At 45.1% G+C, this 24,694-nt stretch carries 25 protein-coding genes and 1 tRNA gene; 15 read left to right on the forward strand and 11 right to left on the reverse strand.

All coding sequences use genetic code 11. The features are described from left to right. Positions 1 to 15: 15 nt before the first annotated feature. Both cobJ and cobM read left to right on the forward strand, forming a co-directional pair. Complete coding sequence (gene cobJ, locus ACFOEK_RS08205) at positions 16 to 795, forward strand: precorrin-3B C(17)-methyltransferase (RefSeq protein ID WP_386718980.1); 780 nt, start codon at positions 16 to 18, stop codon at positions 793 to 795. Positions 796 to 817: 22 nt separating this feature from the next. After that, positions 818 to 1,639, forward strand: coding sequence for a precorrin-4 C(11)-methyltransferase (gene cobM / locus ACFOEK_RS08210; RefSeq protein ID WP_386718984.1), 822 nt, complete (start codon positions 818 to 820; stop codon positions 1,637 to 1,639). Positions 1,640 to 1,711: 72 nt separating this feature from the next. Here the strand turns inward: cobM and ACFOEK_RS08215 are convergent, their stop codons facing one another. Beyond that, complete coding sequence (locus tag ACFOEK_RS08215) at positions 1,712 to 2,476, reverse strand: LamG domain-containing protein (protein ID WP_386718987.1); 765 nt, start codon at positions 2,474 to 2,476, stop codon at positions 1,712 to 1,714. Positions 2,477 to 2,927: 451 nt separating this feature from the next. Between ACFOEK_RS08215 and ACFOEK_RS08220 the strand changes: the two genes are divergently transcribed. Both ACFOEK_RS08220 and ACFOEK_RS08225 read left to right on the forward strand, forming a co-directional pair. Next, positions 2,928 to 3,446 (forward strand): adenylate kinase, encoded by a 519-nt coding sequence (locus ACFOEK_RS08220; RefSeq protein WP_386718989.1) that lies wholly within the window; start codon positions 2,928 to 2,930, stop codon positions 3,444 to 3,446. 20 nt (positions 3,447 to 3,466) lie between these two features. Continuing rightward, positions 3,467 to 3,820: a hypothetical protein gene (locus ACFOEK_RS08225; protein WP_386718992.1), complete on the forward strand. Its 354-nt coding sequence runs from the start codon at positions 3,467 to 3,469 to the stop codon at positions 3,818 to 3,820. A gap of 59 nt (positions 3,821 to 3,879) precedes the next feature. Here the strand turns inward: ACFOEK_RS08225 and ACFOEK_RS08230 are convergent, their stop codons facing one another. Then, positions 3,880 to 5,694 (reverse strand): hypothetical protein, encoded by a 1,815-nt coding sequence (locus ACFOEK_RS08230; RefSeq protein ID WP_386718995.1) that lies wholly within the window; start codon positions 5,692 to 5,694, stop codon positions 3,880 to 3,882. A gap of 190 nt (positions 5,695 to 5,884) precedes the next feature. Here ACFOEK_RS08230 and ACFOEK_RS08235 point away from each other — a divergent pair, with 190 nt between their 5' ends. Next, a complete protein-coding gene (locus ACFOEK_RS08235; RefSeq protein WP_386718997.1) occupies positions 5,885 to 6,676 on the forward strand; it encodes an alpha/beta fold hydrolase in 792 nt (263 codons plus the stop codon). A gap of 94 nt (positions 6,677 to 6,770) precedes the next feature. Here the strand turns inward: ACFOEK_RS08235 and ACFOEK_RS08240 are convergent, their stop codons facing one another. The 4 genes from ACFOEK_RS08240 to ACFOEK_RS08255 all read right to left on the reverse strand — a co-directional run bounded on the left by ACFOEK_RS08240 (position 6,771) and on the right by ACFOEK_RS08255 (position 11,532). Beyond that, entirely contained in the window at positions 6,771 to 8,360 is a 1,590-nt protein-coding gene (locus ACFOEK_RS08240; protein ID WP_386719000.1) for a hypothetical protein, read from the reverse strand. Between the two features lie 397 nt (positions 8,361 to 8,757). Continuing rightward, positions 8,758 to 9,837, reverse strand: a complete 1,080-nt coding sequence (gene rsgA / locus ACFOEK_RS08245) for a ribosome small subunit-dependent GTPase A (RefSeq protein ID WP_386719003.1) — start codon at positions 9,835 to 9,837, stop codon at positions 8,758 to 8,760. A gap of 405 nt (positions 9,838 to 10,242) precedes the next feature. Continuing rightward, a complete protein-coding gene (locus ACFOEK_RS08250) occupies positions 10,243 to 10,644 on the reverse strand; it encodes a hypothetical protein (RefSeq protein WP_386719006.1) in 402 nt (133 codons plus the stop codon). Positions 10,645 to 10,707: 63 nt separating this feature from the next. After that, entirely contained in the window at positions 10,708 to 11,532 is an 825-nt protein-coding gene (locus ACFOEK_RS08255; protein ID WP_386719008.1) for a helix-turn-helix domain-containing protein, read from the reverse strand. 194 nt (positions 11,533 to 11,726) lie between these two features. Here ACFOEK_RS08255 and ACFOEK_RS08260 point away from each other — a divergent pair, with 194 nt between their 5' ends. The 3 genes from ACFOEK_RS08260 to ACFOEK_RS08270 all read left to right on the forward strand — a co-directional run bounded on the left by ACFOEK_RS08260 (position 11,727) and on the right by ACFOEK_RS08270 (position 13,808). Further along, a complete protein-coding gene (locus tag ACFOEK_RS08260; RefSeq protein WP_386719011.1) occupies positions 11,727 to 12,056 on the forward strand; it encodes a zinc ribbon domain-containing protein YjdM in 330 nt (109 codons plus the stop codon). A gap of 291 nt (positions 12,057 to 12,347) precedes the next feature. Beyond that, positions 12,348 to 13,247: a zinc metalloprotease gene (locus ACFOEK_RS08265; protein WP_386719014.1), complete on the forward strand. Its 900-nt coding sequence runs from the start codon at positions 12,348 to 12,350 to the stop codon at positions 13,245 to 13,247. A 63-nt stretch (positions 13,248 to 13,310) separates the two neighbouring features. Beyond that, positions 13,311 to 13,808 (forward strand): hypothetical protein, encoded by a 498-nt coding sequence (locus tag ACFOEK_RS08270; protein WP_386719017.1) that lies wholly within the window; start codon positions 13,311 to 13,313, stop codon positions 13,806 to 13,808. Between the two features lie 94 nt (positions 13,809 to 13,902). On the opposite strand, the gene ACFOEK_RS08275 is transcribed toward ACFOEK_RS08270, so the two are convergent. The 4 genes from ACFOEK_RS08275 to ACFOEK_RS08290 all read right to left on the reverse strand — a co-directional run bounded on the left by ACFOEK_RS08275 (position 13,903) and on the right by ACFOEK_RS08290 (position 17,947). After that, positions 13,903 to 15,057 (reverse strand): slipin family protein, encoded by a 1,155-nt coding sequence (locus tag ACFOEK_RS08275; protein WP_386719020.1) that lies wholly within the window; start codon positions 15,055 to 15,057, stop codon positions 13,903 to 13,905. Positions 15,058 to 15,437: 380 nt separating this feature from the next. Beyond that, positions 15,438 to 15,509, reverse strand: a tRNA-OTHER gene (locus ACFOEK_RS08280). Positions 15,510 to 15,685: 176 nt separating this feature from the next. After that, positions 15,686 to 16,717 carry an RNA 3'-terminal phosphate cyclase gene (gene rtcA, locus ACFOEK_RS08285; RefSeq protein WP_386719023.1) on the reverse strand — a complete coding sequence of 344 codons (1,032 nt, stop codon included), beginning with the start codon at positions 16,715 to 16,717 and terminating at the stop codon, positions 15,686 to 15,688. A 3-nt stretch (positions 16,718 to 16,720) separates the two neighbouring features. Next, positions 16,721 to 17,947, reverse strand: a complete 1,227-nt coding sequence (locus ACFOEK_RS08290) for an RtcB family protein (RefSeq protein WP_386719025.1) — start codon at positions 17,945 to 17,947, stop codon at positions 16,721 to 16,723. Between the two features lie 272 nt (positions 17,948 to 18,219). On the opposite strand from ACFOEK_RS08290, the gene rtcR reads away from it, so the two are divergent. From rtcR to ACFOEK_RS08320, 6 genes are all read left to right on the forward strand, one after another. After that, the gene (gene rtcR, locus ACFOEK_RS08295) at positions 18,220 to 19,809 is read left to right on the forward strand and encodes an RNA repair transcriptional activator RtcR (protein ID WP_386719028.1); all 1,590 of its coding nucleotides are present in this window, start codon (positions 18,220 to 18,222) and stop codon (positions 19,807 to 19,809) included. A gap of 80 nt (positions 19,810 to 19,889) precedes the next feature. After that, positions 19,890 to 20,210, forward strand: coding sequence for a hypothetical protein (locus tag ACFOEK_RS08300; protein ID WP_386719030.1), 321 nt, complete (start codon positions 19,890 to 19,892; stop codon positions 20,208 to 20,210). A gap of 82 nt (positions 20,211 to 20,292) precedes the next feature. Then, positions 20,293 to 20,763 carry a GNAT family N-acetyltransferase gene (locus ACFOEK_RS08305; RefSeq protein ID WP_386719033.1) on the forward strand — a complete coding sequence of 157 codons (471 nt, stop codon included), beginning with the start codon at positions 20,293 to 20,295 and terminating at the stop codon, positions 20,761 to 20,763. A 13-nt stretch (positions 20,764 to 20,776) separates the two neighbouring features. After that, positions 20,777 to 21,181 carry a GFA family protein gene (locus tag ACFOEK_RS08310; RefSeq protein WP_386719036.1) on the forward strand — a complete coding sequence of 135 codons (405 nt, stop codon included), beginning with the start codon at positions 20,777 to 20,779 and terminating at the stop codon, positions 21,179 to 21,181. A 125-nt stretch (positions 21,182 to 21,306) separates the two neighbouring features. Next, positions 21,307 to 21,795 (forward strand): DUF4124 domain-containing protein, encoded by a 489-nt coding sequence (locus ACFOEK_RS08315; protein ID WP_386719038.1) that lies wholly within the window; start codon positions 21,307 to 21,309, stop codon positions 21,793 to 21,795. 73 nt (positions 21,796 to 21,868) lie between these two features. Further along, positions 21,869 to 22,762: a hypothetical protein gene (locus ACFOEK_RS08320; RefSeq protein WP_386719041.1), complete on the forward strand. Its 894-nt coding sequence runs from the start codon at positions 21,869 to 21,871 to the stop codon at positions 22,760 to 22,762. A 56-nt stretch (positions 22,763 to 22,818) separates the two neighbouring features. On the opposite strand, the gene ACFOEK_RS08325 is transcribed toward ACFOEK_RS08320, so the two are convergent. Beyond that, positions 22,819 to 23,547 carry an SDR family NAD(P)-dependent oxidoreductase gene (locus tag ACFOEK_RS08325; RefSeq protein WP_386719044.1) on the reverse strand — a complete coding sequence of 243 codons (729 nt, stop codon included), beginning with the start codon at positions 23,545 to 23,547 and terminating at the stop codon, positions 22,819 to 22,821. Positions 23,548 to 23,764: 217 nt separating this feature from the next. Between ACFOEK_RS08325 and ACFOEK_RS08330 the strand changes: the two genes are divergently transcribed. Further along, on the forward strand, positions 23,765 to 24,646 hold the full coding sequence (locus tag ACFOEK_RS08330; protein ID WP_386719047.1) for a LysR family transcriptional regulator: 882 nt from the start codon (positions 23,765 to 23,767) through the stop codon (positions 24,644 to 24,646). The last annotated feature ends 48 nt before the right edge of the window (positions 24,647 to 24,694 follow it).

The following is a 24,694-nucleotide window of genomic DNA, read 5'->3' on the forward strand; positions in this document are numbered from 1 at the left end:
AACGAAGAGAACCAAATGACCAAATTGTATGTAGTAGGAACCGGCCCAGGCGATATTGATCTGGTTGCCCCAAAAGCCATGGCGGCCATCAAAGCCAGTAGTGATCTTGTAGCCTATGGCCTGTATTTGGAATTATTGGGCGAGGTGTGTGAGGGTAAAACTCACCATGATTTGCCATTAGGTGAAGAGATTGGCCGTGCACGTTTGGCGCTGGATTTAGCGGCCAGTGGTAAAACCGCGGCATTGATTTCCAGTGGTGACATTGGCATCTATGCGATGGCCACCTTGGTGTTTGAGTTGTTGGATCAACAACTGCAAGGCAAAGAGAATCACCCGGAATGGTTGGATGTGGATATCGAGGTTGTGCCGGGTATTTCCGCCATGCAAGCTGGCGCCAGTCGAGTCGGGGCCATGCTAGGCCATGACTTCTGCACTATTTCCCTGTCGGATTTATTGACCCCGTGGGAAACCATCGAGAAGCGCTTACATGCCTGTGGCGAAGGGGACTTTGTCGTTTCCTTCTACAACCCGCGTTCTAAAAAGCGTGATTGGCAGATCAACACCGCCCGCGACATTCTGTTGCAATACCGCCCAGGTTCGACGCCTGTGTTACTCGGTCGTCAACTTACCCGCAGCGATGAAGGCATTACCTTAACCACGCTGGATCAACTCGATGCGAAAGACGTGGACATGTTCACCCTGGTTTCTGTCGGCAACAGCGAATCTCGCCACATTGTGAATGGCAACAAAGAGTGGATTTACACTCCGCGTGGCTACAAGAAGAAACTGGTGTAAGGCTGCAAAAAAGGAATCAAACATGACCGTGTATTTTATTGGCGCAGGCCCAGGTGATCCGGAACTCATTACCGTCAAAGCGCAGCGTTTAATTAACGAATGCCCAGTGATTCTATACGCAGGTTCGCTGGTACCGCGAGCTGTGTTTAAAGATGTCGAAGACATCGCCGAGCAGATCATCGACACCGCCTCGTTGGACTTGGATCAAATCATTGAACACATCAAACAGGCTCATAAGGAAGGCAAAGACGTTGCCCGTGTTCACTCCGGCGACCCATCCCTTTACGGTGCCATTGGTGAACAAATCCGCAGATTAGACGCACTCGATATCGACTTTGAAATCATCCCTGGTGTTACCGCGACCTCGGCATCGGCCGCTTGGTTGGGCAAAGAACTGACTCTTTCCGGTGTATCGCAAACCATCATCTTGACTCGATACGAAGGCAAGACTCCATTCCCGGAACGGGAGCGTTTACCGGCACTTGCTGCCAGCGGCGCGACCTTGGCAATTCATTTGGGCGTAACTCGCATCCACAAAATTGTGGAAGAACTGATTCCTCATTACGGTGAAGACTGCCCCGTCGCTGTGTGCTATCGCACCAGCTGGCCAGATCAAGACAAAGTCACTGGCACACTCAAAGACATCGTAGAAAAGGTGAGAGAGAAGAAATTCACCCGCACTTCACTGATCCTTGTCGGGCATGTACTTGGTACGGATGAATTCCGCGATTCTTACCTTTACGACGAAGACCAAGCCCACGTATACAGGCCAAAGAGTAAGACGGCCAAGCCGAGGACGGTGGAGAGTAAGATGGTGCATCCCAAGGGGGCGAGATTGGGTTGATGAATTGAGGGGCTAGGTGTCTGTGCCTTGCCCCTTCCTCAATGAATAAAAGCTCTTTAATGGGGCTTTGTTTTATTGGATTAACGAATCTAAGTATTCCAAAATTTCTGTCTGTGATCGAACCCCTTGAAGTAGCTTGAATTCGTCAATGGCCCCTGGAAAGGAATCTGTATTTCCATTAGGGGGAACTCCACCTAAAAATAGGTCGTTATATGCTCTGGATACAGGTGTGATTATTGCGTTTGAAGTGTTTTCAATGCCGTCAATGTACAAGCGAGCAATATCGCCATCATATGTAATAGAAACATAGTACCAAACATCTTTTTCGAATTCGTAATCACTTTCAATTACATCAACAGAATTATCTGAATACCCATCTTTGAATAGTGTTAGCTTAAAGTTTCCATTATAAAAAACTAAATCAAAGGGGTTTAATCCATTATTTCTACTTCCGAGTACGTAATATTCGTCGGCATTATTGAAATCCGATAATTTATACCAGCCTTCAATTGAGATTTGATTGTCTGGGAAATCAATTATTAATTCTTCATTAATATTGTCTGAGAGTATATTAAGCTCTACATAACTTGGATTATTTGATTCAAAGCTTAGAGCCTTACCGACCTTACCTTCTACGCGAATAGCTCCAACTATTGTTCCATGCATCTTATCAAAGGAACTATTAATGGCTGTAGTACCATTTCCCTCAAACTTGTAGATGGCTTCTGTTCCAAGATCAGAAATAGAATCGTCAGAACTATTACCACCACTGCCACCTCCACATCCTGTAAGCATGGAAGTTAAAATAATTGACGCACAAACTACTAAATATTTCATGTATTTTTCCATTGACTGATACAACTCCTTTATTTCATGACGTGTGGTTAAAGTTACAACCTGATAACCGAGGCGTGATTGTACAAATTGAGCAATAAAACTCATAGCTGAAAGATAAAGTATTGCTACTTAATACTGGGAGGCTTGATAAGCAATACTAGATGAGGGTGTTGAGGTTTAAGCCTCTTCCTAAATTCAAAATTCGCTAGTCTTTCTGATTCTAGGTGCATTTCTTTATAGAAATACTTCTACCCATTGACTCAAACCCCAACATCAACCAAGATAACCGAATGAACATACAACGTACGCAAACCACTGGTCGAGTTATTATCATCATTCCTTAGGAGTGGTGGGATTTGTGATGCGTTAATAATTTCTAGAACCCGCCCAAGAGGCGGGTTTTCTGTTTCTGCCTCTGGGTATTAATTTATGAGAATAGGACAGAGGTAGCATGAACAAAGTCGCCGTTTTTGGTAAACCGGGTAGTGGTAAGTCCACATTAAGTAAACGTTTAGCATCAGCAACTGGAATACAGTTACATGCGCTGGATTCTATTTTGTTTAATCAGGATGGTAGTCAGGTTGATAGGGAAACCTACGATCAGGCGCATGAGTCCATACTGGAATCAGATCGCTGGATCATCGACGGCTTAGGGCCAATCGGCTCGTTTTACCAACGGTTAGAAGCGGCGGACACTCTGATCTATATCGACTTGCCGTATCCTACCAGTTATTGGTTAGTCACCAAACGAATGCTGAAAGGAATGCTTGTAAAGCCGGAAGGCTGGCCGGATGGCAGCTCAGTGTTTAAAGGCTCGTTGGAAAGTTATAAGTTCTTAAAACTTAGCCCTAAGTTTTGGAATGGTGATTTTATGCAGCGGCTGGAACAGGCATCGGTAGGTAAATCTTTGCATGTGATTCGGTCGGTTTCTGAGTTGAGTCGGTTTGTGGATGAGAAGGTTAAGTGTTGAAGTAGCAATGTGGGTGACTTATGACTCTTTATGAGTTTATTCAAAATGTAATTTGGTTAGCTCCAATACTGATCTTGGTGGCAACGTTCATTTATCTTCTTCGTTTTAAATGGTATTGGCGTCTTGTGGTTATTGTTTTGCTCGGGTGGGTGGTTGTCGCTGGGGCAACCTTGTTGTTTTGGAGCTATTCATTTCATTACGCGCCTACAGACGAAATCAAGATGGATTTAGCGTTACGGGATGGTGCGCCCAAGGTATTTGCAACCCTATTTGGTTGGATCTATGCGTTTGTGCTTTTGATGTTTTTTGAGGCAATTAGATTCATTTATTTAGGGTTAAGGGCTTTGATAGAAAGGCTGGGTCAAAGAAATTAATAAAAGTTAAACCCAACACCGCACATCAAACTGTGCGGTGTTGGTGTATGAGATGTTTCTTAACGTGTTTGTTTTACTTCAATGGTTACTTCCGGTTGAGGCAGTGGGTTGGCATTAAGAAAGCCCCAGATGAAGTCCGTTTGAAGAACCTTCAGTGAGAACGAAGGATCGTCGTTGTAGAACCAATCGTGCTTTGGTATGCCATCGTGGGATTGTTCATAACCAAACTCACTTAATACGGATTCAAATACCCCAAGTTGAAGGAAGTTAGCGGTTTCATTTTTAAGAAGTGCGGTTGCTTTCAGGTGGTCGCTGATGTCGTAAGTGATTTTGCCCTCAATTGCGCTGAGTTTCATAGCAACACCAGCACGAGAATGGCAGCCAATACAGCTGGATTGACTCATAAATCCGGCCTCTGTGATTGAGTTACCCAGATGCGTGGCTCGTCCTTGGTGATCTGTAAAATCAACTTGTGACCCTTTAAGGCGGTAGTTAACCCAGGCTTTGTCTGACGGGTTAGGGTATAAACCGTTGCGGTCAGAAGTAGCAATTCCGTAGGCAGTAAGCAGTTGCGTTAACGCTTCGCTTTGGTTGCCCAGTGGATATTGTAAGTCTGGATCAAAGACAATGCTGCTTTCTGAGAGATTGTCGTTCTTCTGGTTAGGCACAATGTAGTTACTTGGCGCATCATCCACAGTTACCGAGTGTCCAAAACTGTCGTTACAGCCGGTATAGTCGCAACGTCCCGGATTGTTCATGTGCTCGAAGGTAGTCCATACCCATTGAGGAACGTCTTTTGAGGAAATATGGAAGGCCATCAGGTAGTGGGTGTCGCTTACATTACACTTGCCTTTACTGGTATTTAGGATGGTGATAGCAGGCTTAGTAATGTAGTCGTTCGCTTTGCCGAAATGAACGTATTGTTTCGGGTATTTGTTTTTAATGGCATCAATGACTTTCTCACTTACCCAGTTACTCTTGATCATGATGGCATCTGGCGGAAGATCCACTGTGCTTAATTTACCCGGGGTGTTCGGTGTTCCTGACTGATTAGACTGATGGTAAGGTGCATTCTTGGTTTGGTTATTGGCGTTTTGGCGGTAGACATCTAAAACCCCATCTGCATTATACAGGTTGTTGTTAAACAGATAGTCATGGAATGTCTTGTTGCGAATGGTGATTTCGGCATTGGTCTGACGAAGGATTCGCCCGATGCTTTGTGGATCAGCAGGCAGCACAGAATCGATCTGGCTGGAAGTACATTCTGGATTGTCTTGAGTATCCGCTAGGTTAACGGCTCCACGTTTCCCTTTTTGGCGAGCTGTACCGACTCGAACTATATCAGAATGCTTTTGAAAGAATGTTGAAATCGCGTTCCGTTGATTTTTTGCCCCTCGAATGATTTTGTTATCGTTAGTGAAAGACTCTGCTTTTTTGAGTGACTGGGCCAATTCATCACCCGGATAAACAGGACAATGCTCCAAGTTGTTGTTATTGCTTGCTGGGTTACAGCAGTTCGTTGTGATGGATTCACTGCACATGGGCCAAGGTTCTTTCGGCCAGTTTTGGCTTTCGTCGGCCCAGTTTTTCCAGAATTCATCGGCAATCACTTCTGCAAATAAGTTCCAAGAGAAGGCATCCGGACAGGTCATTGCAGGGTTGGTTACCTTGTTGCCGTAATTGGCGACCTTATTGGTGATTGAGAATTGGCAATATTCTGCATCTCGAATATCTGCATCAAAATACATAATCCTATCAATGTTTGTGGGGGCATCATCGGATGATGCCGCATGGGCATGGTGTACTGTGACGCACAGGGTGAGTAGGGCGCTGATCAGCGCAGTTCTAAGTCCTTGAATCCTATTAACTCTCATCACTCTATTCTCGCTTGGTTAGTGGTTATGTTAGTTGTTATGGGAGTTTTAAATTTAGATTCAGGTGAGATGCCCAGCTATTACGTTGGATTACACCGCGCATTCATTTTAAGAGGCGAGTTCTTGATATTCGTTACTTGAATACCTTATGGTTCGGTCTTTACGGTAAACATAAACAAGCGGAGAAAAAGTGAAGTATTTAAAAGGATTTATACTCGTTACTTTATCGTGGGTAAGTAGTGTTTGGATAAGTAGTATTTGGATAAGTAGCGTCTGGGCTGGTGGCATTAATGCGGAAACCGTATTTGATGAAGCGCGTGATAGAACGATACCGATCGACATTTCTTACCCTGTTGATGCGGAGCGATGCTCTGCTTCGTCCAAATGCCCGGTTGCATTTTTAAGTGCCGGTTACGGTGTATCCCATTTAGAGTATCAGTTCTTATCTAAGCAGCTTAACCAGCTTGGGTATTTGGTGGTGGCTGTTGGGCATGAATTACCGGGTGATCCGCCTCTGTCGGTGTCGGGTAATTTGTTTGAGACGCGCAGTGAAAATTGGATGCGTGGGGCACAAACTCTGGATTTCCTTAGGAGCACGTTGGTTGCTCGTTTAGATGCGTATGATTTGGATGACCTTTTCCTTGTGGGTCATTCAAATGGCGGAGATATTTCTGCTTGGTTAGCGAATGAACATACAGGCTATGTTCGAGGTGTTATTACACTGGATCATAGGCGAGTACCTTTGCCTCGAAATGCGGGTATTCAAGTTTTGTCTATTCGAGCGGGTGATTTTCCGGCAGATGAAGGTGTGCTTCCATCATCAGGTGAACAAAAACAATACGGAAGTTGCATCATTACTATTCCTGAAGCCAAGCATAATGACATTGCTGACTTCGGCCCGGTTTGGTTGAAAGAAAAGATAAACGCAGTGGTTCGAAGTTATCTGATAGGGCACTCTTGTAGTGATTTACAAAGCATTTAAAAGCGCTGACTTATCTTAAACGGGCACCTATCCAACGGTCTTGCAGCTGGATAGGCGCCCGTTTCGTCTATCAAAAAATCAAGATGGAACTCACTTACTCAGCACAGTCATCAAAACAGATATCGCTGATTTCCACAGAGAAAGGTTCGGATTGAGAGTTAAAGAGGCTCAAGCCTCGGTTGATTGATGCTTGATAAGCACCAGGTTCGTAGATATCGAACGTTTTGGTTACCCATTGGTTGCCAGTACCTGGAAGTGAATAAGATGGTGCTAGTACCATTCCATCACCATGCAAGCCCATGCGTCGCATGTTTAAGCTCATTAACCATTGATTGCTGCCCGTGGCTCGATAAGTAACTGTGACGCTTTTGGGGTCCATTAAGTACTTATTTCGTATCAACGTTGGCATCTCTACATAGGTGCTTTTGAAGGTAATGTGCCCATAAGGATTATTACCTGCTTGTGACCAGCCTTGCGCATTCCATTGAGATTGGTGATCTCCTCTGAGCTGGTAGTCAGCCGTAGCATTAGAAACCAAGTAAGTTCCTGAAGGCTTGCCATTGATACCAAGCGTTAGTAGGTCTTTTTGTTTGATCGGAACAATAGGCTTTCCATACACTTGGATTTCACAGCTATCACCAGGATTTAAGGTTTGGCAGTCGTTGTGAATTACATTGAAGTAATCACCGAGTAAGAAATCCGGTTTTGAGATGTCGAAACGCTGATCAGCGGATTGGTTTTGAAGTGTGATATTTACGTTTGTCTTCTCAGAAAGTGGATGACTGCCTAGATCATAAGCTGTGGCAATGCTAAGCCCTTGTTGTTTGGCATGGGTTAGGTTTAGCCAGTTGATGTATCGACTGGATGCAGCCCAATATTGGCAACCTTCAACAAAGTTGGTGTTCTTCCGTTTATAACCCAGTAAATATTTTTGGCTACCTGAGTCGTAGACGATAGGAGCACCGGTGGATTTGTTCGACGCATCAATCGTGCAGGAAGGGAATGGATCATCTATTGAACCAACGAGGCATAGACGTTTTGCTAAAGGGTCGCTGGTGAAGGTGGTGCACACGTCTTGTGGTGCAACTCGAAAGGTTTTCACCGTAATGTCGTCAGTAACGGTATCGTAATATCGACCGACCACATTAACGTCAATTCTTCCATCCTGTTCAAGTTTTGATATCAGAGCGTCCGGAGCAAGTTCCAACGACTCAACGCCTTCGGGTACAGCATCGACTTTGGCGATTACCTGATCACCACTGTAAGGGTGGGTTTTAGTTTGGATTATCTGTTGGGGTAGGGTTTGACTACCATCTGCCAATGTAAAGGATACTTGAGTGGGGTAGCCTGGAATTGGAATAGGATTCGGAATAATGCTATTCCCTTCTTGATCAACGATAACGCCTTCTGATGTCACTAAGTTTCCGTTTTGAGACATGTTCTCTTGAGTCGGGATAGGGATAGGCGAGGGAAAGATTATGGAGTCGTTTCTACAATGTGGCGAAAGTAACACTTGGTTGTCGCCAATATAACTGCCATTACATAAGTGTTCGCCAGTGGAGTCCTGTACAGATACCAAATAGGCGTAACTGTCTTCTTGAGCGTGGGCCAAGTTTAATGATCCCAGCATTAGTAAGCCTACCGCTAAAGGCTCTATGTTATTTTTATTCTTAAATAGCTTCATGATTAACATCCTGTTTAATTTTTAATTAGCCTGCGGACTTGCAGGTACTTTACAAATAGCAAGGCGAAGGCCAGAGAGAACAAGATTTACCTAAAAAAAGCTGATTAATTTATCAGTTATTTAGAGTTGAATAATTATGGATACCTAAAAGTACAATGCTTAATGAATAAGTTTGATGAGAATTAGCATGAGGAAAGGAATGTTTATAGGTCTGTTCTGTGCAGGGGATTTCTGGGAAAAACAGTGCCGCTTTTTATGGGGCAATGCATTGCCATACGGAGAAAGCATGAGTTACTGAGTTGAATAAGAAGGTACTGTATAGAAGCATTAAGATAGTAAAATCAAGCGGCCAAAAGGCCGCTTGATGAGTGAGGACTACGTACTGATTTTGTTACCTCTACCACCGTTCTTTTGTCTTGGCTTTCACCATTTTGGAAAACGAACGTTGGTGTTCCCGTTCTGCGTGGCTCCCCAACTCTCGGCGTTTTGCATATTCATCTTCCTTCAATAATTTTTGGTAGTTAATGAAGTCGGATGGATCTACTGAGCCCTTTTCAAGCGCTTCACGAACCTTACAACCTGGCTCTTGCTCATGACGGCAATCTCCAAATCGACACCGTTGAGCAAGCGAGTGGATGTCCGCAAAGGTTTCTTCGATGCCTTGCTGGCTGTTGAAGAGTTGTAACTCTCGCATTCCAGGGGTATCAATCACTGCTACTTTTCCGTGGTTTTTTTCATCTGCACTGGCAATGAAAAACAGCTGACGCGCTGTGGTGGTGTGCTTACCTTTCCCGTCATCTTCTCGGATGCCTGCTACCTCTTGTTGAGTGCCAGCGAGGGCGTTCAATAAGCTGGATTTCCCTACGCCGGATGAACCGACCAAGGCAATGCTGATGCCGCTGTGAAGATACGGTTTTAAGCTATCTAGCCCGGTGCCTTCCAGTGAACTGATGGCATGGATCAGCTTGCAGTTCAGTTGTTGTAGTTGAGCTAGGTATTCCTCCAATTCCACCTCAGAACATAAATCGCTTTTAGTCAGGATCACCACAGGTTCAATATCTGCCTCTAGCGCGAGCGCTAAATAACGCTGTAAACGCTTGAGATTAAAGTCCTGGTTAGCACTAGTTACGATCCATAAGTAATCGAGATTGGCTGCGATCAGTTGAGGCCTGTCGCCTGAGAGGCGTTGTAACCGGCTCTTGGGTTCGACGATCAACTTAATGCGCCAATGCTCTTCCACACGTTCGGCCATGATCCAATCACCAACGGCCAGAAATTGGCTGGTGGGGCGAAATTCAGGCGGACACAGTAAGTCAGTACTTGTTAAATAAGAGCGTCCTAATTCACCGATGGCTTGGATTCGGTCTCGATGAATGGCGGTAATACGAAACATGGCATAAGGTTGCTCTGTTGTTTCGTCATCACTGTGCAAAGCCGATAATTCATCAAAGGAAAGCTGTGCACTCAGTTGTTGCATGAAATAGTTAGTCCAGCCGATGGACTGTAGATGTGTAAAATTCAATGTCATTGCTCCGGCAAAATCATAAACACGCCGGACGGACGACCTGAGGACTCAGGACATATCAGATGGGATCAAGATAGGTATGAAAGGGGGTTAAGCCCTAAACATTCGCCGCCGGCAATAAAACCAGTACAACGTTTGAAACAATCATAAAAAAGCTCCTTTCCGAGTTCTCTTGACAGAGTTCGGATTAACAATAAATTAACCCCGCATTGGGCAGCGTTATGATGAGGTAAGTTCAATATTTAATCAATAAAATTGTTAGTTATCGGTTTGTATAGGCGGTTTCCTAAATATTTTACTTACGTAGGAATATGTACTGGTTAAACCAGTACATTCCAAAATCTGTTGCTTTTGAAACTAGATGGAAGCAGAGGCAGAGACGGTGCTTTGAGAAGGCTTTTTCAATCGACTTCCTACAATCAGCAGTGTTAAGAACTCCAGAATCAGAAAGGTAATCTGAACGTCGGTTGTTCCTGTATCAAAGATCATTCCTTCTAGTCGTCCAACAAAAAGTCCGCCAACCAAGAACAGAATTGCCAGTAAGCCTATTCGAGCATGTTCTTTTGCAATAACTGCGAGGAATATTCCTGCGCCCAAAATTAGTCCTCCATACGCTGCGATGAATTCCATTTTTGCTCCTGGTTGTGAAAGGCTGAAACGTAATGCTTCAGCAAAGAACTCCGTGGCAAAAAAAGCGGGTAGCGAGAAGAGGACAAAGAGCGCGGCAAAGCTTTGTACGATGAGGGTATCTGCTTTCATTTTGGTATCCTGACTAATTATGGGTTTAATTAGTAAGGTAGGAAGGTTGCTTCAGATTAACTATTACCTCTGAGGTAATTGATTTGAATTGCTATGCTGAATTTCTTCACAAAACTGCTGGGTAGCCTCATCAGCAGGGAAGAAGCTTTCAATTCGAACGTCCTGAATAGCAACGTCTCTTGGAGTACCAAAAGTAGTAAAGGTTGAGAAAAACGTTAGGTGAGTACCATCTTTACAGAAGTGAAAGTTGAATATGGCGTTGTTGTCTTCCTCTTTCTGAGAGGTCTTCCGCCAATTCGGGGGCAATTGATACTCTCGTTCCAGCCGTGTGATGAGATCATAGCCGGGCTCACCCGGAGGAATAGCCAACACTTCCTGTTGCAGGTGTTGCAGTATTGCCCGACTGGTTTCTTCCCAATTGACGATATAGGGGCGGAAGCCCAACTCTGAAAAGTAAATTTCGTACGCATTTTGGGTGTGTTTAATAAGTTCAGGGTTGACCATAAATTGTATCAATTTAATGGCGCCATCATTCATCATTAAGAAATTGCCACTTGGGTCCGTCACGATGGCGGGGAAGGGGTTGTGCTGATCGATGATTCGTTGAATGGCATGGCGGGTAAAAGCAAGTTCTTCTGAGAATAAATTGCTGGTTCGGTATTCGGGTGAAAAGCCAGCTGCGTCCAGCATTCCATTGGTGTTTTTAAAAGAAAGGTCTAAGGCCTGCGCAAGCTGTAACACGGTTTGGCGTGTTGGTTTGGCTTTACCATTTTCCAACTGATTTAGGTGTTTAGGGGACAGATTACAAGCTAATGCCAGATCCATTTGGCTGAGTTTGGACAAGGCTCTCCAATAGCGAAGATGCTTTGGAAAATTTAAGTCGGGCATGTTGTCATTCGCTCTTATGTTGTGTCGCGTCCATTCGGGGTTGTTAATGGATGATAACAATCCAGGGGGTATCGCGTGGCATAAAATCCGGTGAATGTCGTAATTTGTGAGATATCGCAAGTTGTTGGATAATACGCGCTTTCCGACGTGCTTCCAGAGTGCGTTGCTGTATTGATGTAAACAAGAGATACCCCATGCCCAATTGCCCAAAGTGCGATTCAGAATACCCTTATGAAGATGGTCCGAGCTATATCTGTCCGGAATGTGCCTACGAGTGGCCAATCAATCAAGAGGAAGAAGAACGCTTGATCGTCAAGGATTCTGTGGGGAACATTCTGAGTGATGGTGACAGTGTTAATGTCATTAAAGATCTTAAGGTGAAAGGCTCTTCATCGGTGGTGAAAGTGGGTACCAAGATCAAGAACATTCGTTTGGTTGAGAGCTCAGATAATCATAATATTGATTGCAAAGTGGAGGGTGTTGGTGCAATCAAGATTACACCTAAGTACGTGAAAAAAGCCTAGTACCAAAATTTCTTGGATTCTTATTTTTCTATGTTGCAAAGTTACAGATGTGGCTTTGCGTCGTCTCTTGTTTACAACCGGCTCTCTTGTTCATAATTCACTCTCTTCTCCAAAACCCCTTCTTTGATTAATTATTCCTAGTCTCCTCATGCTTAAGTTCTATTGATAAGTTTGTTTATATCTGCAAGTTTGTGTTTTCATTCTATATCTTTGATTTACATTGGTTTTGTTGGTCTTTGGCTAGGCCTTCGCAACGTGTTTTTGCAACTGAACATAAGGGACTTATAAAAAATGAACAAAGGATTGGGTTATCTTCTAATGGTGTCAGGCCTTGTCGCTTGCGGTGGTGGAGGCGGAGGGGGCAACAGCGGTACGCCGTTAAATCCTGATCCAACAGAACCTTCCAGCGTCTTAACTATTCCTGTGGTGGTGCACGTTCTTTACGAAGATGAATACCCTGACTCTAATCTCTCCGATGAGAAAATTTTGTCTCAGATTGCAGTGTTGAATAAAGACTTTAGGGCTTTGAACGAAGACCTAAACACGGTTCCCGAAGAGTTTCAGCCCTTTGTTGCGGATGTGGGTATCGAATTTAAAATGGCCGAAATCAACCCTGATGGCTTACCTACTAATGGTATTACCCGCACAGAACGAAGCTTTGTAGATTTAGACGGCGTACATTTCACCAATGCCGGTGGAAGAGATGCCTGGCCAACTGACCAATACTTAAACATTTGGCTCTATGACACCGCAGATCGTAACGGCAATGTGGGGGCCGTGGGCAGGGCTCAGTCACCTGGAGGTAACCCATTAACGGACGGTGTGGTTTTGGATTATCGGGCAATAGGAACTGTGCCACCTTTTTATGGCGCGCATACTAAGGGTAGAACCGCAACCCATGAAATAGGCCATTGGCTCGATCTGCGTCATATTTTTGCTACTAATGGCTCGTGCGAAGCATCAGATTTGGTCGACGATACACCGACGGCTTTGAATCAATATGAAGGGAAACCAACTCATCCTTCAAGTTCTTGCGGCAGCAATGATATGTTCATGAACTTTATGGATTACTCGGACGATGACGTTTTGGTGATGTTTACCAAAGGCCAGAAAGAGCGGATGCGAGCGGTATTTGAACCTGGTGGTGGTCGTTACGACCTCTATCTAAATATCACTGCAGATAATGATTAACCTGAGCGCAGACAACGGTAAAGCGCTCGCCCCCGAATCGGTAAATTAGAAGAAGTATTAACTATGGACGATGTAACCATTAACCAGATCAACTTCGATCAAACATTAATTCTTAGCAAACGTGACTTCAGTATCGTGGAGCAAGATGAAGACGGTATCGAGCTGCTTTATAAGGGCGAAACTCGTTGCCAGCCGTATGTGTACTTTAAGCCGCTGCTCAATAGGGACGATCGAACCCAATACGATTATGAGATGCTGTTGTTTGAATGCTACGAAGACTTTGCGGTACTGCTTGAGCAAAATGTCGAGGAGCATTCGGATCACTTTGTGGTTCACAGTCGTTTTGCTCTGCGACAGGAAGACACAGAAACCCTATCCGGAATGGAATTCTCCTATCCTGAAGAGGAGGGGGTCTATCAATACCACATTCAAAACTCGATCGTGCCAGTGGATGATTCTCGGATTTCTACCAATCCTTTGGATATAGACGTTGAAGGGTGTTTGAAGGTGGAGAGAGTTGAAGTGCCATTGGTTGGCTCGTATTTGTGTCCGACGACATAAATGCGCTTGAATAATAAATTGTTTTAGCAGCTTCTTTTGATGGGGGCGCCTCCGTACCTCCCTGATCTTTGTACGAGGTGAGGTACGGTCGGCGCTAAGAAGCTTTACCTGGTCGGAGTTTAACTAAGTCCGTTAGTACCGCATCCAGACCGCCATAGACGGAGATGTTGTTGATGCGTGCAGTCACTCTTTCCAACGCTTCCAGTTCTTTTAGTCTTAGTAATGTTGGGTTGTTTTCCATCATTTTCGCGGTGTTGTGAAGAGAGCGCATGGCTTGAGTCTCTTCTCGGCGCTTGATCAGGTTCGCTTCGGACTCTTTTTGAGCTTCCACCACCTGATTCAAGATTTGCTTCATATCACCGGGTAATATGATGTCTTTTACCCCAATACTAGCTACATGAATTCCGTATTCAGCAGCTTTCTCCTGAATGCCAGTTTCAATTAAACCGTTCAGACTGTTTTTATCTTCAAGCAATGTATCCAAGGTTTGGGTACCTACCGCTTCTCGCAACCTAAGCTGCAATTCTCGATACAAGAAGCTGGAATAGTCATTGAGTTTGGTTGCGACAATGTTTGGATCTACGATTTTGTAGCTGCCACTTAAATTGATTCGCAAACTCACTCTGTCTTTAGTCAGGATCTCCTGCCCACTGACCTCAATGCCTTGAAGCCTCATATCCAGCTGTTTCACTGAAATTGAGCGGTTGTATTTCCAATACCCATAACTGCCTGAAGGCAAAATCTGTTCGAGTTTTCCGTTAACGGAAAGAAGGCCAACGTGTTCGTCTGCGATTTCAGTGTAATAAATTGCAGATAGCACCTGAGGGCTTCGGCTGAGGGTATGCCCTCGGGCCAGCAATCCAAGGTGCTGATCACTCAAGCGATAGTCCTGATTGATGTTCACGCGCTCTACTCGATGGTTTTCAATGCCTTTCCACGCAGCCAGGAAGGTCCCAGGCTTTAATATATCCACTAAGTGACCGTCGCGGTAAAAGAGTCCGATTTGATCGTCTGTCATTTCGAACGTTTCTACATAGGCTTCGAAGGCCTTGCCATGAGTGGCTAATAAAAATTTGGCCTGTGCGTTATCGAATATCACATCAGTGATGTCGTATTTTTCAATGCGAACATTACCGGCCGTTACCCATATTTTATGGCGGCCAGGATTTAAGATTCTTTCAAATCTATTCCTCTTAAAGAGTAAGGCTCGCTCGTTATCTGCTATGTCTATTGTTTTCCATGGAAGCATGGTTTTTACCTTTAATCTTTATGCTCGTTACAAGCGATTGTTTAAGAGTGAGGCCCACCTGACAAACTAGGGGCTGATCGCTTGAATTAAGCAGGGAGAACAACAAGCGGTCATAGGTACTTCGGGTAAAAATTGTCTACCCAAAAGTTACGTTGGACGTTGCTGAACGCCGTGCCTAACTGCCCACCATCAGCGGCTAGTTGGTTAGCGCTTTCACTGTCTAACCGATTTTGCAGAAACTGATCTCTTTACGGCGATCACTTCTTTGAAAACAGAAAAACAGTGGCAGCTATGAGCCTCGTTTTTTTACAGGATGGAATTCCTGGTGGGGACTCGAACCCCAAGGCATTTGCCTCTACCAAACGTCAGTGAAAGTGACGGGACTTGCACAGGATTCGAACCTGTGACCTCTCGATGGTTGTCGAGCGCTCTACCCATTGAGCTAGCAAGTCGGTGTTCAGGCCATTAGTCAAATTGGTACACATCACATTACTTATGCTTGTGCCGGGCTGACATTCAGAATCAGCACCACAAATTTGAGGTCTTCCTAAACTCTGTTGAAACACACCGTTTTTTCGGTGGGTTTGCATTCGTGATCACTTGGTGATGAACTTTTATTTCTGTATCTCTATTTCCGAACCTTCACACACCAAGTGTTTGTATCTGTTTGCTCTAAGGTTATGTTGATATCTGTAAAGCTCTCAATCACATCAATGTTGGTTAATAGGTGTTGGGTTGGTTTCAGCGTGGTAAATTGACCGCCAGCACCTAACACCATTGGCAGCAAGAGTTGATCTGCCAAGTGCTTTCCAACAGGTACATCGGTTGTCAGATAGTCTCGCAGTTCTTCAATTGCCTGATGTGCTACCTTTTCTGCGCTGACGCGTTTTTCGCCGACCACTTCAATAACTTCAACAAGGTGCTGGCTTTTCACACGCAGCGACAGGATGTTCCCCGGGCCTTGTGACGACACCATTTGTTGTTGCAGCGCCTCATCGGGCCATGCGCATTTTTTCTTTACCTGTGTTAATTCCCGTTCATTGACGCTTCTGGGAATGCGCGACGATGTTGCCATTGCCATGCGTTCCAGTATTTCCCCTCGATGCATCATCTCAAGCGGTTGAAGCCCATTGGTTGGCTGAACTCTTGTTGGCTGAATTCTTACTCGCCATGCACCGCCACCGGCAGGGTAGAAACCGTATTGTTCCAGTTTGACCTCTGCTCGGTATCCCAGTTGATTGATCACCGGCAGGAAGCTTTGCTCAATAAAGTCAAAGCTGGGGGCAGAACCGTTATGGGTGCCGCCTTCCAGGGTTATTTCACTGGTTCCGTCAGAAAAGCACAGTGGCAAAAAGACGGTTTGGAAGACCAAACTGGTACTGCCTGCTGAGCCAATCGCGAACCGGTAGTCTCCCGATTCAATCTTTCCTGGTTTGAAGGTTACGTCCGTCGAACCAAGTTCTGCGCCTGAAACCTCTGCACCACAAATGGCTTGTGCGGCTTTTAGGCACGTTAAATGCTGCCGTAATAAACCGGGCTTTGAGCGGCCTGCCCGGATGTTGTAGATCCGAACCGGTTTGCCAAGGTGCATTGATAACGTCAGTGAGGTGCGGAAGATTTGTCCGCCGCCTTCACCGAGTTGTCCGTTAATTTCGATCATGCTTTATCCTTTTACACAGACCACTTGTTTTAGCGTATAGACGATTTCAACCAAGTCTTTCTGTGCTTCCATTACTTTCTCAATGGGCTTATACGCTGATGGTGTTTCATCAATCACGCCTGCATCTTTTCGGCATTCCACATCGGCTGTGGCCTGACGGTGCTCTTCCAAAGAGACCAGTTTCTTGGCTTTGGTTCGAGACATCACTCGACCCGCACCGTGGCTGCAACTGCAGAAACTTTCTTCATTTCCCAAGCCTCGGACGATGAAGGATTTAGCGCCCATGCTTCCGGGGATGATCCCCAGTTCATTTTTACGCGCTCGAACTGCGCCTTTACGTGTCACCAGCACATCTTTCCCGTAGTGATGTTCTCTCGATACATAGTTATGGTGGCAGTTCACCGCTTCCATTCGTGCTTCAAAGTCGATACCTAATGCCTTTCTTACCGCCAGAATGACTCGGTTCATCATTACTTCGCGGTTAGTTCGAGCGAAGTCCTGCGCCCATTCAACCGCTTCCACGTATTGTTCAAAATGATCCGATCCTTCCGGTAGATAGGCCAGGTCGGAATCGGGCAAATGGATATGCCAACGCTCCATATCCTTTTTAGCCAGTTCAATAAAGTGTGTACCGATGCGGTTTCCCACACCTCTAGACCCACTATGCAGCATCAGCCACACACTACCGTGCTCATCCAGACACATTTCAATGAAGTGGTTACCTGTGCCCAAGGTTCCCAAATGGTTTAAGTTGTTGGTGTTTTTCAACACCGGGTGTTTTTCCTTTAATACATCGAACTGAGTGGCCAACGGTGCCCAGGCTGTCATTACGTCGTTAGGTGCATCATTCCAGGCACCTTTATCTCGTCCACCTCGGGCTCGTGCTGATCGTCCGTGAGGCACCGCTTGTTCAATGGCTGAACGCACGCCCGATAAATTATCCGGGAGTTGCGAAGCGTGCATGCTGGTTCGAACCGCCATCATGCCGCAACCGATGTCCACGCCCACGGCGGCGGGAATAACGGCGCCTAGTGTCGGGACCACGCTTCCGATGGTTGCGCCTTTCCCAAGGTGTACGTCTGGCATGGCGGCCACCCACTTATGGATAAAGGGCATCCTTGAGATGTTCTTCAACTGTTCTTTGGCTTCAGACTCAAAAGGTACGCCCTTCGTCCAGGACTTGATTGGCACGCCGCCATCTTGCATTACTTCATAAGGTTGATGAGTCATCGCTGTATTCCTTGTTTTCAATTACTGCTCTTAATGTCGTTCTTTATTTAGTGATATTTGTTTTTGAATTAGATATAGCGAGTAGGGTGCCAACTTTTGAAATTAACGGGAAAATAATTTTTAACCGATTGATTTTAAACGGTAAAAATATTTTTTTGTGTATTTTTATTCTCTTGGAGTTAACTGTGTGTCTTGTGTATAGCTATCTAAAAAGATAGTTATATAATATATTTGATAGATATATTGATGTTTGTTTTGTGTGTTTGATGGTTATGAAGACAGTTGCTATTAGTATTTTAGGCACCACGATGGATAGGCGTGGTCGAGGTGAGAAGCGATGGGATAAGTGGCGTCCTACCGTATCCATGTGTCAGCACGATGATCTGTTGATTGATCGTCTTGAATTGCTCTTCGACAATCACTCATTAAGCTTGGCTGAGCAGGTGAAAGAAGACATCGCCAGAGTTTCTCCTGAGACAGAGGTGGTCTTTCATCGTGTGAATTTCAGTGATCCTTGGGACTTTGAAAGCGTTTACAGTCAGTTGCTGGATTTTGTACGTGCCTACTCTTTCAAACCTGGTAAAGAGAATTATCTGACCCACATTACCACCGGCACGCACGTTGCGCAGATTTGTTTGTATTTGTTGACGGAAGCGGGCTACTTGCCAGGCAAGTTATTGCAAACGTCTCCGGCTAATCGAAACAGCAATCTTCCGGGGCAATATCAGATCATTGATCTCGATTTGTCGAAGTACGATCAGATTGCGTCCCGGTTCCAAAAAGAACACCACGAAGGTACCACGTATCTAAAAGGTGGAATTGAGACGAATAATCCGGCGTTCAATACCATGATTGAACAATTGGAGAAGGTGTCTGTTCGTTCTAATGAATCCATTCTGATTACCGGGCCAACCGGGGCAGGGAAGTCGCAACTGGCTCAACGGGTTTACGAACTCAGGAAGCAGCGAGGTAAGCTGTCGGGTCGTTTAGTCTCGGTGAATTGCGCCACCCTGCGTGGTGAAAATGCGATGTCGGCGTTGTTCGGCCATAAGAAAGGCGCGTTCACCGGCGCAACTACGGATCGACCGGGGTTACTAAGGGAAGCCAATCAAGGCATGCTGTTCCTCGATGAAATTGGTGAATTAGGGTTGGATGAACAAGCGATGTTGCTTCGGGCCATCGAAGATAAGCGTTTCATGCCCTTCGGTTCAGATAAAGAAGTGACCAGTGACTTCCAGCTAATAGCAGGGACAAATAGAGACCTGAATAGGTTATCCAGTGAGGGCGCTTTCCGGGAAGACTTGTTGGCTCGGATTGATCTTTGGACGTATCAACTGCCGTCGTTGAAAGAGCGCATTGAGGATTTGGAACCAAACATCGACTATGAACTGGAAGTATTTTCCGGCAAGTCGGGTTATCTGGTGAGTTTTAACAAAGCCGCTCGGGATAAATACCTGGCTTTCAGTCGTTCTTCAGAAGCACTGTGGTCAGCCAATTTTCGGGATTTGAATGCCAGTATCACTCGCATGGCAACCCTGTCGGATGGCGGGCGCATTACGGTTGATGTGGTTGAAGAAGAAATCAGTCGTTTGAGACGAAAGTGGAAGCCAGATTCAAGCTCAGGGTGGCAATCAATCAAGGTGATTTCGGAGGTAATGGATACAGACGCGATCAATCAAATGGACTATTTCGATCAACTAAAACTCGCCCATCTGATTGAAGTCTGTAGGCAATCTGGTTCAATGGCAGAAGCCGGAAGAACGCTCTTTAATGTAAGCCGTGAAGAGAAGAAATCGAATAATGACTCTCATCGAGTCAAACAGCTATTAGCAAAATATGGATTGAGCTTTGGTGAGTTGTGATTGTTTTTTCTTATGCTTTTCTTAATATTAATCTGGGTATTATGACCGGCTAATCAACTAATTTTGAGAGGGATTTTCAAATGCGTATATCACAGGTATGTGGCTTTTTAACGCTAGTTCTAAGTGCTCAGTTAAGTCAGGCAAGTGAGCTTATTTATAAAACCGTATCTGTGTCTGACGCACGTGATCGGATCATTGAAATTACACAGACGCTACGGCCAAACAAAGATGGCAGTTTTACGTTATTGAAGATTGAACCAGAACAGGAAGCAAACGCTTTTTTCGATAGAGCTTGTAAGGAAGAAGTTGGCCCGGAAGCTCGTTTTATCAGGGTTAATGAAGGAGAGACTATTGTCTCTGAATCAACTGTCTTTGGTTATGTTTGCCAATCGGAGTCCTAAAATTAATTAGCGATATTGTTAATAAGGCGGATATTGCTAATTTACACTGGCGCAAAATGGGCAATTTGGAGTGCTTAGAGAAATGGAAATTCAAAAACTAAGTCAGGATGACTTGGACTCAATTGCCCGCTTGATTTCTTCGGTGGCCGAAGTAGATATCTTCCCTTATTTCTGCGAGCAGGGGCGGGCGGAATTCCAAACCCGTGTGCTGCCCGACCTTAAAACCATTCTTACAGAATCAAACTACCTCTCTGTTAAAGCGGTCATTTCTGGTGATATTGTCGGGGTAGCTGCGTTACGAAATGCGGATTACCTCACTCACTTGTTTGTATCGAAATCTTGCCAAGGTATGGGCGTGGGAAAGGCACTTCTTGATTATGTAGTGAAGGAAACCCAGGCTAAGCAGGTGAACCTTCGTTCGTCGATTAATGCCGTGAGTTTTTACGAATCTCTGGGATTTGAATGCACGGGTGAAGAAGGTGATTACAACGGTATTCGGTTTATGCCAATGACACTAGACTTGTCAAAGCCTGAAAGCTCTAAAGCATGGTAATCAAGGATTGGAAATGAAAATACATAAAGGCTCATGTTTGTGTGGAAGTGTTGCGTTTGAATTGTCAGGGGAGTTCGACTCCTTCTTTCTTTGTCATTGTCAGCATTGTCAAAAAGATACGGGCTCAGCACATGCGGCCAACCTGTTCTCAACCTCGGGAACACTTACTTGGCGAAAAGGCAGAGACTTGGTTAAAACCTTTCAATTGCCAGAGACTCAACATTCAAAAAGCTTTTGTCAAAACTGCGGTTCTGCTGTACCAACACATGCCGAAAATTTAGGCTTTGTGGTTGTTCCTGCGGGCAGTTTAGATACACCGATAGATAAGACTCCAAATGCAAAGATTTTCATGAAAAGTCAGGCGGAGTGGACAAAGTCTATGGACAACGTACCGGGTTTTGAGACGTTGCCAGAATAGGGAATTAACTTATAGGCTTTATTACTATTTAACACCAAACCGGTTAGTATTTTGTTTCCCCGAATTACATACTGTTTTCTCAAACATGGGATGTTTGACTCGATATTGAAGAATAAGGATGTTCTATGAAACTCGCACCGCTTTCATTAGTTATACCGTTTCTGCTTTCCACTTTTTTCAGTTTAAGTTTGAATGCTTCACCAATTTATCAGTGTAAAGGCCCGAATAATCAGACCGTATTCAGTGATCAGCCTTGTGAGGGCGAAGGTCAGGAAATTGAGGTTCGGGATTATAAGGTTGGTGGTGCCGTTGGTCGTGATGCTGGTGGAAAAATATATGAGTCTAAAGAGGATTCAGATGCTAAAGACGATGATGGAAGCTCATATGAAGATGAATCCCCTTGTGTATTTATCAGCTCCACAGAACTTAGAAGACTGAAAATTCAGAAAAGGTTAAAAAAAGGAATGACTACTAGCGGTGTTCGAGGTGCTTGGGGCATGCCTAGTAAAATAAATAATTACTCTATGGGTAGATCGCAGTGGGTCTATAGGTTGCCAAGGGGAGGGGCTTATTACGTATACTTTAAGTCTGGCTGTGTTACTTCGTGGAATTAATAATAAGTAACACAGATAGGGGGCATGAAAATGCTCCCTACTACTTGCCATTAATAAGAACGGCCAACGCACTATGAAAAAATACATAGAGCAAAGCAAGCTGGCGTTGAATTCAATGAGCGCCAAGGTTGTCGAAGAGTTCAGCTCTAAAATGAACTTGGTTAAAGAGGTAGTGAGCGGGTTACCGATCTTTGTCTCTTCGGAAAGGACCGACAAGTTTGATGCTCTCTATGACGAAAAGCATTACTTTGTGGTGCCGTATCGTCTTTCTGAAACGGGTTTTTCTTTGCACACCATGCGCTGCTTGCCTGAATCTGTTCCTGAAATAAATGACCTTCCCAAGCGACGAATCTTCCATTTTCCAAATTTTCATTATGAAGCCCTGTTAAGGGAGCAAATGATTCAGAGTGCTGTTCAGCTGTCCAATGAACGGAAAGCGAATGATAAACATACCTTGGAGCGTCTGGCGGACGATATTGACTCGTTAGATTCCAAATTAACCTATGGCATATTGTTGGTGGGTGGTGTTGCCGCTGTTTTTAATCCTCTGGTGGGTGCGGGTATCGCTGCGAAAGCACTGCTACCTGGTATAGGGAGTCTTGCCAACAAATATGGCTTACGACCTGTCGGAGAAAAGCTGACCGATGCACAGCTCAAGAAGGCAGCGAAAGAAGCTGAAACTTCCGTTATCCAACAGTTCTCTGAAGCTAATACCCTTAAAGTTGAAAACCCTATTTTACAGGGGCTCGAACTGGCGTTACGGACAACGGAAGACGAACATGATCCGTTGGTTGATGTGAACCTGAGCAACGGAAGTATCCCAGAGTTGGGCAACGAGCGATGGCGACAGCTTACTGAAAAGGCGGTCTATCACTGCTATCAAGATGTTTTAAAGAACAAGAAACTGCATAAAAAAGCGGGGCTGGGCCCGGAAGACCTTCGTTGGTTGCAGAGTTTATTTCATTGATATGCAGAATGGCCAGCAATAACTGCTGGCCTTAATCTTTGGCATCACATGAACGGTTAAAGCAAATACCCACCATCCACTTCGATCACTGCATTGCGCATCGCCACTGATTGATCCGACAGTAAGAATTCAATGGCTCCGATTTGATCTTCGGGAGTCATAACTCTGCCCAGCGGGGTTGTGTTCAGTGTTTCAAAGAATTCATTCTGTTGCTCCGAGGTCATACCTGCCTTTCCTTGAATTTCTGTGGCAGTAACGCCTGGGCGAACAGAGTTGATTCTGATGCCTTGTGGCGCCAGTTCCAGGTTGGCTACTTGGGCAATGGCTTCAAAGGCTGCTTTGCTGGCGGAGTACACAGCACCATGAGGGAAGGCTTTAGTCACTGCAATACTGGAAACAAACACTACGCTGGATGGTTTTTTCAGCGTAGGAAGCAGCGCCTGTAGGGTGATGAACGGCCCTTTGGTGTTGATGTTCATGGTACGGTCGAACGCTTCTTCGCTGATGTCTGCAAAGGCTTCTGGATAAAACACGCCTGCGTTTAACACCAATCCATCAAGCTGGATGTTGTCTTTTTGAAGGGCGGTCGAAAGTTGTTGAAGTTGTTTGGGATTGGCGCTGTCTGCCATATAGCCTGCGCACCCAAGCGAGAGCACGGTTTCATCGATTTTGCTTTGATCCCGACCGGTAATAATGACTTGGTTGCCTTGGCTAACCAGACGTTCCGCCAGTGCGCGGCCAATACCCGCTGTGCCGCCAGTAATCAGGATGGTTTTTCCGTTCATGATGTGACTTCCTCTGTAGTGTTGAATGACGATGTTTATTCAATCCAAACAGAGTATCAGCTTGATAGGTTGCTAATAAGATACCAATATGATTACTTACTGGTTCTTTTATGGAAACAAATAGCCGGCTACTAAACGGGCATTCACTTGATCAGAGTGCACGTCAGTAAGAGCGCACGTTAATAAGAACGCACGGCAACAAACCGTAAGGCACAGCATGTCATATCTTAATCTTCCTTTGCTCCATGTATTTCACTTAGTGGCCGAACGAGGCAGCTTTCAAGCGGCAGCTAATGAGCTGGATCTTCCTCGTTCCTCAGTGAGTAAGAAAATTCGGCAACTTGAGGAACACGTCGGGCAGCCACTTCTTCAGCGAACTACCCGACAACTTCGTTTGACGGATGTAGGTAGGAACTTGCTGCTTGAAACCAGTAATTTGCAATCGGTATTAACCAATCTTAATGGGGTAGTGGATGATGCTCATGCTTCACCAAAAGGCCGGGTGAAAATCAGTGCGAGTATTTTGATGGGGCAGGGCTACCTTGTTCCTGCGATGAAAAAGCTGAGAAAAGCCTACCCGGATATTGAGCTGGAATTAAGCCTGGATGATCGCAACGTTGATTTACTGGCAGAGAAAGTGGACATTGCCATTCGTATCGGTCAATTGCCGGATTCTTCATTAATTGCCCGTAAAATCAGTGAGAAATGCTGGGGCTGGTTCGCGTCAGAGGAGTATCTGACGGAAAGAGGCGAACCTCAATCGCCACATGAATTAATCAATCATGACTGTCTGGTGTTTGGGAAGTTTACCTTCTGGCCTTTTCAGGACAAGCACGGGCATACTGAAACCATCGAAGTAACACCTGCCATCAAAACAGATAACAGTCGGGTGTTGGTTGATATGGCTTGCGAAGGACTGGGTATTACCATGATTGATCCTAAGTTTATTGCTAAGGAGTTAGATTCCGGGCAATTAACTCCGGTGTTAACGGATTGGGCACACCCTGAAACAAGCCCCATTAATCTGGTGTGTATGGGTGAGCGAACCCGCGCGGTTGAAGCTGTTTGGCAGTTTTTGTTGGAGGATTGGGGTGAGTAATCTACTAAGAGTGTTGAAGGATAGTGAACTTCATGCGTAAAAGTATGG

It is taken from the genome of Litoribrevibacter euphylliae (genome assembly GCF_042646085.1).
GTDB classification, from domain to species: domain Bacteria; phylum Pseudomonadota; class Gammaproteobacteria; order Pseudomonadales; family Litoribrevibacteraceae; genus Litoribrevibacter; species Litoribrevibacter euphylliae.

Coding starts and splice junctions, on each gene's coding strand:
- cobJ (WP_386718980.1), top strand. CDS start 16: ATGACCAAATTGTATGTAGTAGGAACCGGCCCAGGCGATATTGATCTG.
- cobM (WP_386718984.1), top strand. CDS start 818: ATGACCGTGTATTTTATTGGCGCAGGCCCAGGTGATCCGGAACTCATT.
- ACFOEK_RS08215 (WP_386718987.1), bottom strand. CDS start 2,476: ATGAAATATTTAGTAGTTTGTGCGTCAATTATTTTAACTTCCATGCTT.
- ACFOEK_RS08220 (WP_386718989.1), top strand. CDS start 2,928: ATGAACAAAGTCGCCGTTTTTGGTAAACCGGGTAGTGGTAAGTCCACA.
- ACFOEK_RS08225 (WP_386718992.1), top strand. CDS start 3,467: ATGACTCTTTATGAGTTTATTCAAAATGTAATTTGGTTAGCTCCAATA.
- ACFOEK_RS08230 (WP_386718995.1), bottom strand. CDS start 5,694: ATGAGAGTTAATAGGATTCAAGGACTTAGAACTGCGCTGATCAGCGCC.
- ACFOEK_RS08240 (WP_386719000.1), bottom strand. CDS start 8,360: ATGAAGCTATTTAAGAATAAAAATAACATAGAGCCTTTAGCGGTAGGC.
- rsgA (WP_386719003.1), bottom strand. CDS start 9,837: ATGCAACAACTGAGTGCACAGCTTTCCTTTGATGAATTATCGGCTTTG.
- ACFOEK_RS08250 (WP_386719006.1), bottom strand. CDS start 10,644: ATGAAAGCAGATACCCTCATCGTACAAAGCTTTGCCGCGCTCTTTGTC.
- ACFOEK_RS08255 (WP_386719008.1), bottom strand. CDS start 11,532: ATGCCCGACTTAAATTTTCCAAAGCATCTTCGCTATTGGAGAGCCTTG.
- ACFOEK_RS08260 (WP_386719011.1), top strand. CDS start 11,727: ATGCCCAATTGCCCAAAGTGCGATTCAGAATACCCTTATGAAGATGGT.
- ACFOEK_RS08265 (WP_386719014.1), top strand. CDS start 12,348: ATGAACAAAGGATTGGGTTATCTTCTAATGGTGTCAGGCCTTGTCGCT.
- ACFOEK_RS08270 (WP_386719017.1), top strand. CDS start 13,311: ATGGACGATGTAACCATTAACCAGATCAACTTCGATCAAACATTAATT.
- ACFOEK_RS08275 (WP_386719020.1), bottom strand. CDS start 15,057: ATGCTTCCATGGAAAACAATAGACATAGCAGATAACGAGCGAGCCTTA.
- rtcA (WP_386719023.1), bottom strand. CDS start 16,717: ATGATCGAAATTAACGGACAACTCGGTGAAGGCGGCGGACAAATCTTC.
- ACFOEK_RS08290 (WP_386719025.1), bottom strand. CDS start 17,947: ATGACTCATCAACCTTATGAAGTAATGCAAGATGGCGGCGTGCCAATC.
- rtcR (WP_386719028.1), top strand. CDS start 18,220: ATGAAGACAGTTGCTATTAGTATTTTAGGCACCACGATGGATAGGCGT.
- ACFOEK_RS08300 (WP_386719030.1), top strand. CDS start 19,890: ATGCGTATATCACAGGTATGTGGCTTTTTAACGCTAGTTCTAAGTGCT.
- ACFOEK_RS08305 (WP_386719033.1), top strand. CDS start 20,293: ATGGAAATTCAAAAACTAAGTCAGGATGACTTGGACTCAATTGCCCGC.
- ACFOEK_RS08310 (WP_386719036.1), top strand. CDS start 20,777: ATGAAAATACATAAAGGCTCATGTTTGTGTGGAAGTGTTGCGTTTGAA.
- ACFOEK_RS08315 (WP_386719038.1), top strand. CDS start 21,307: ATGAAACTCGCACCGCTTTCATTAGTTATACCGTTTCTGCTTTCCACT.
- ACFOEK_RS08320 (WP_386719041.1), top strand. CDS start 21,869: ATGAAAAAATACATAGAGCAAAGCAAGCTGGCGTTGAATTCAATGAGC.
- ACFOEK_RS08325 (WP_386719044.1), bottom strand. CDS start 23,547: ATGAACGGAAAAACCATCCTGATTACTGGCGGCACAGCGGGTATTGGC.
- ACFOEK_RS08330 (WP_386719047.1), top strand. CDS start 23,765: ATGTCATATCTTAATCTTCCTTTGCTCCATGTATTTCACTTAGTGGCC.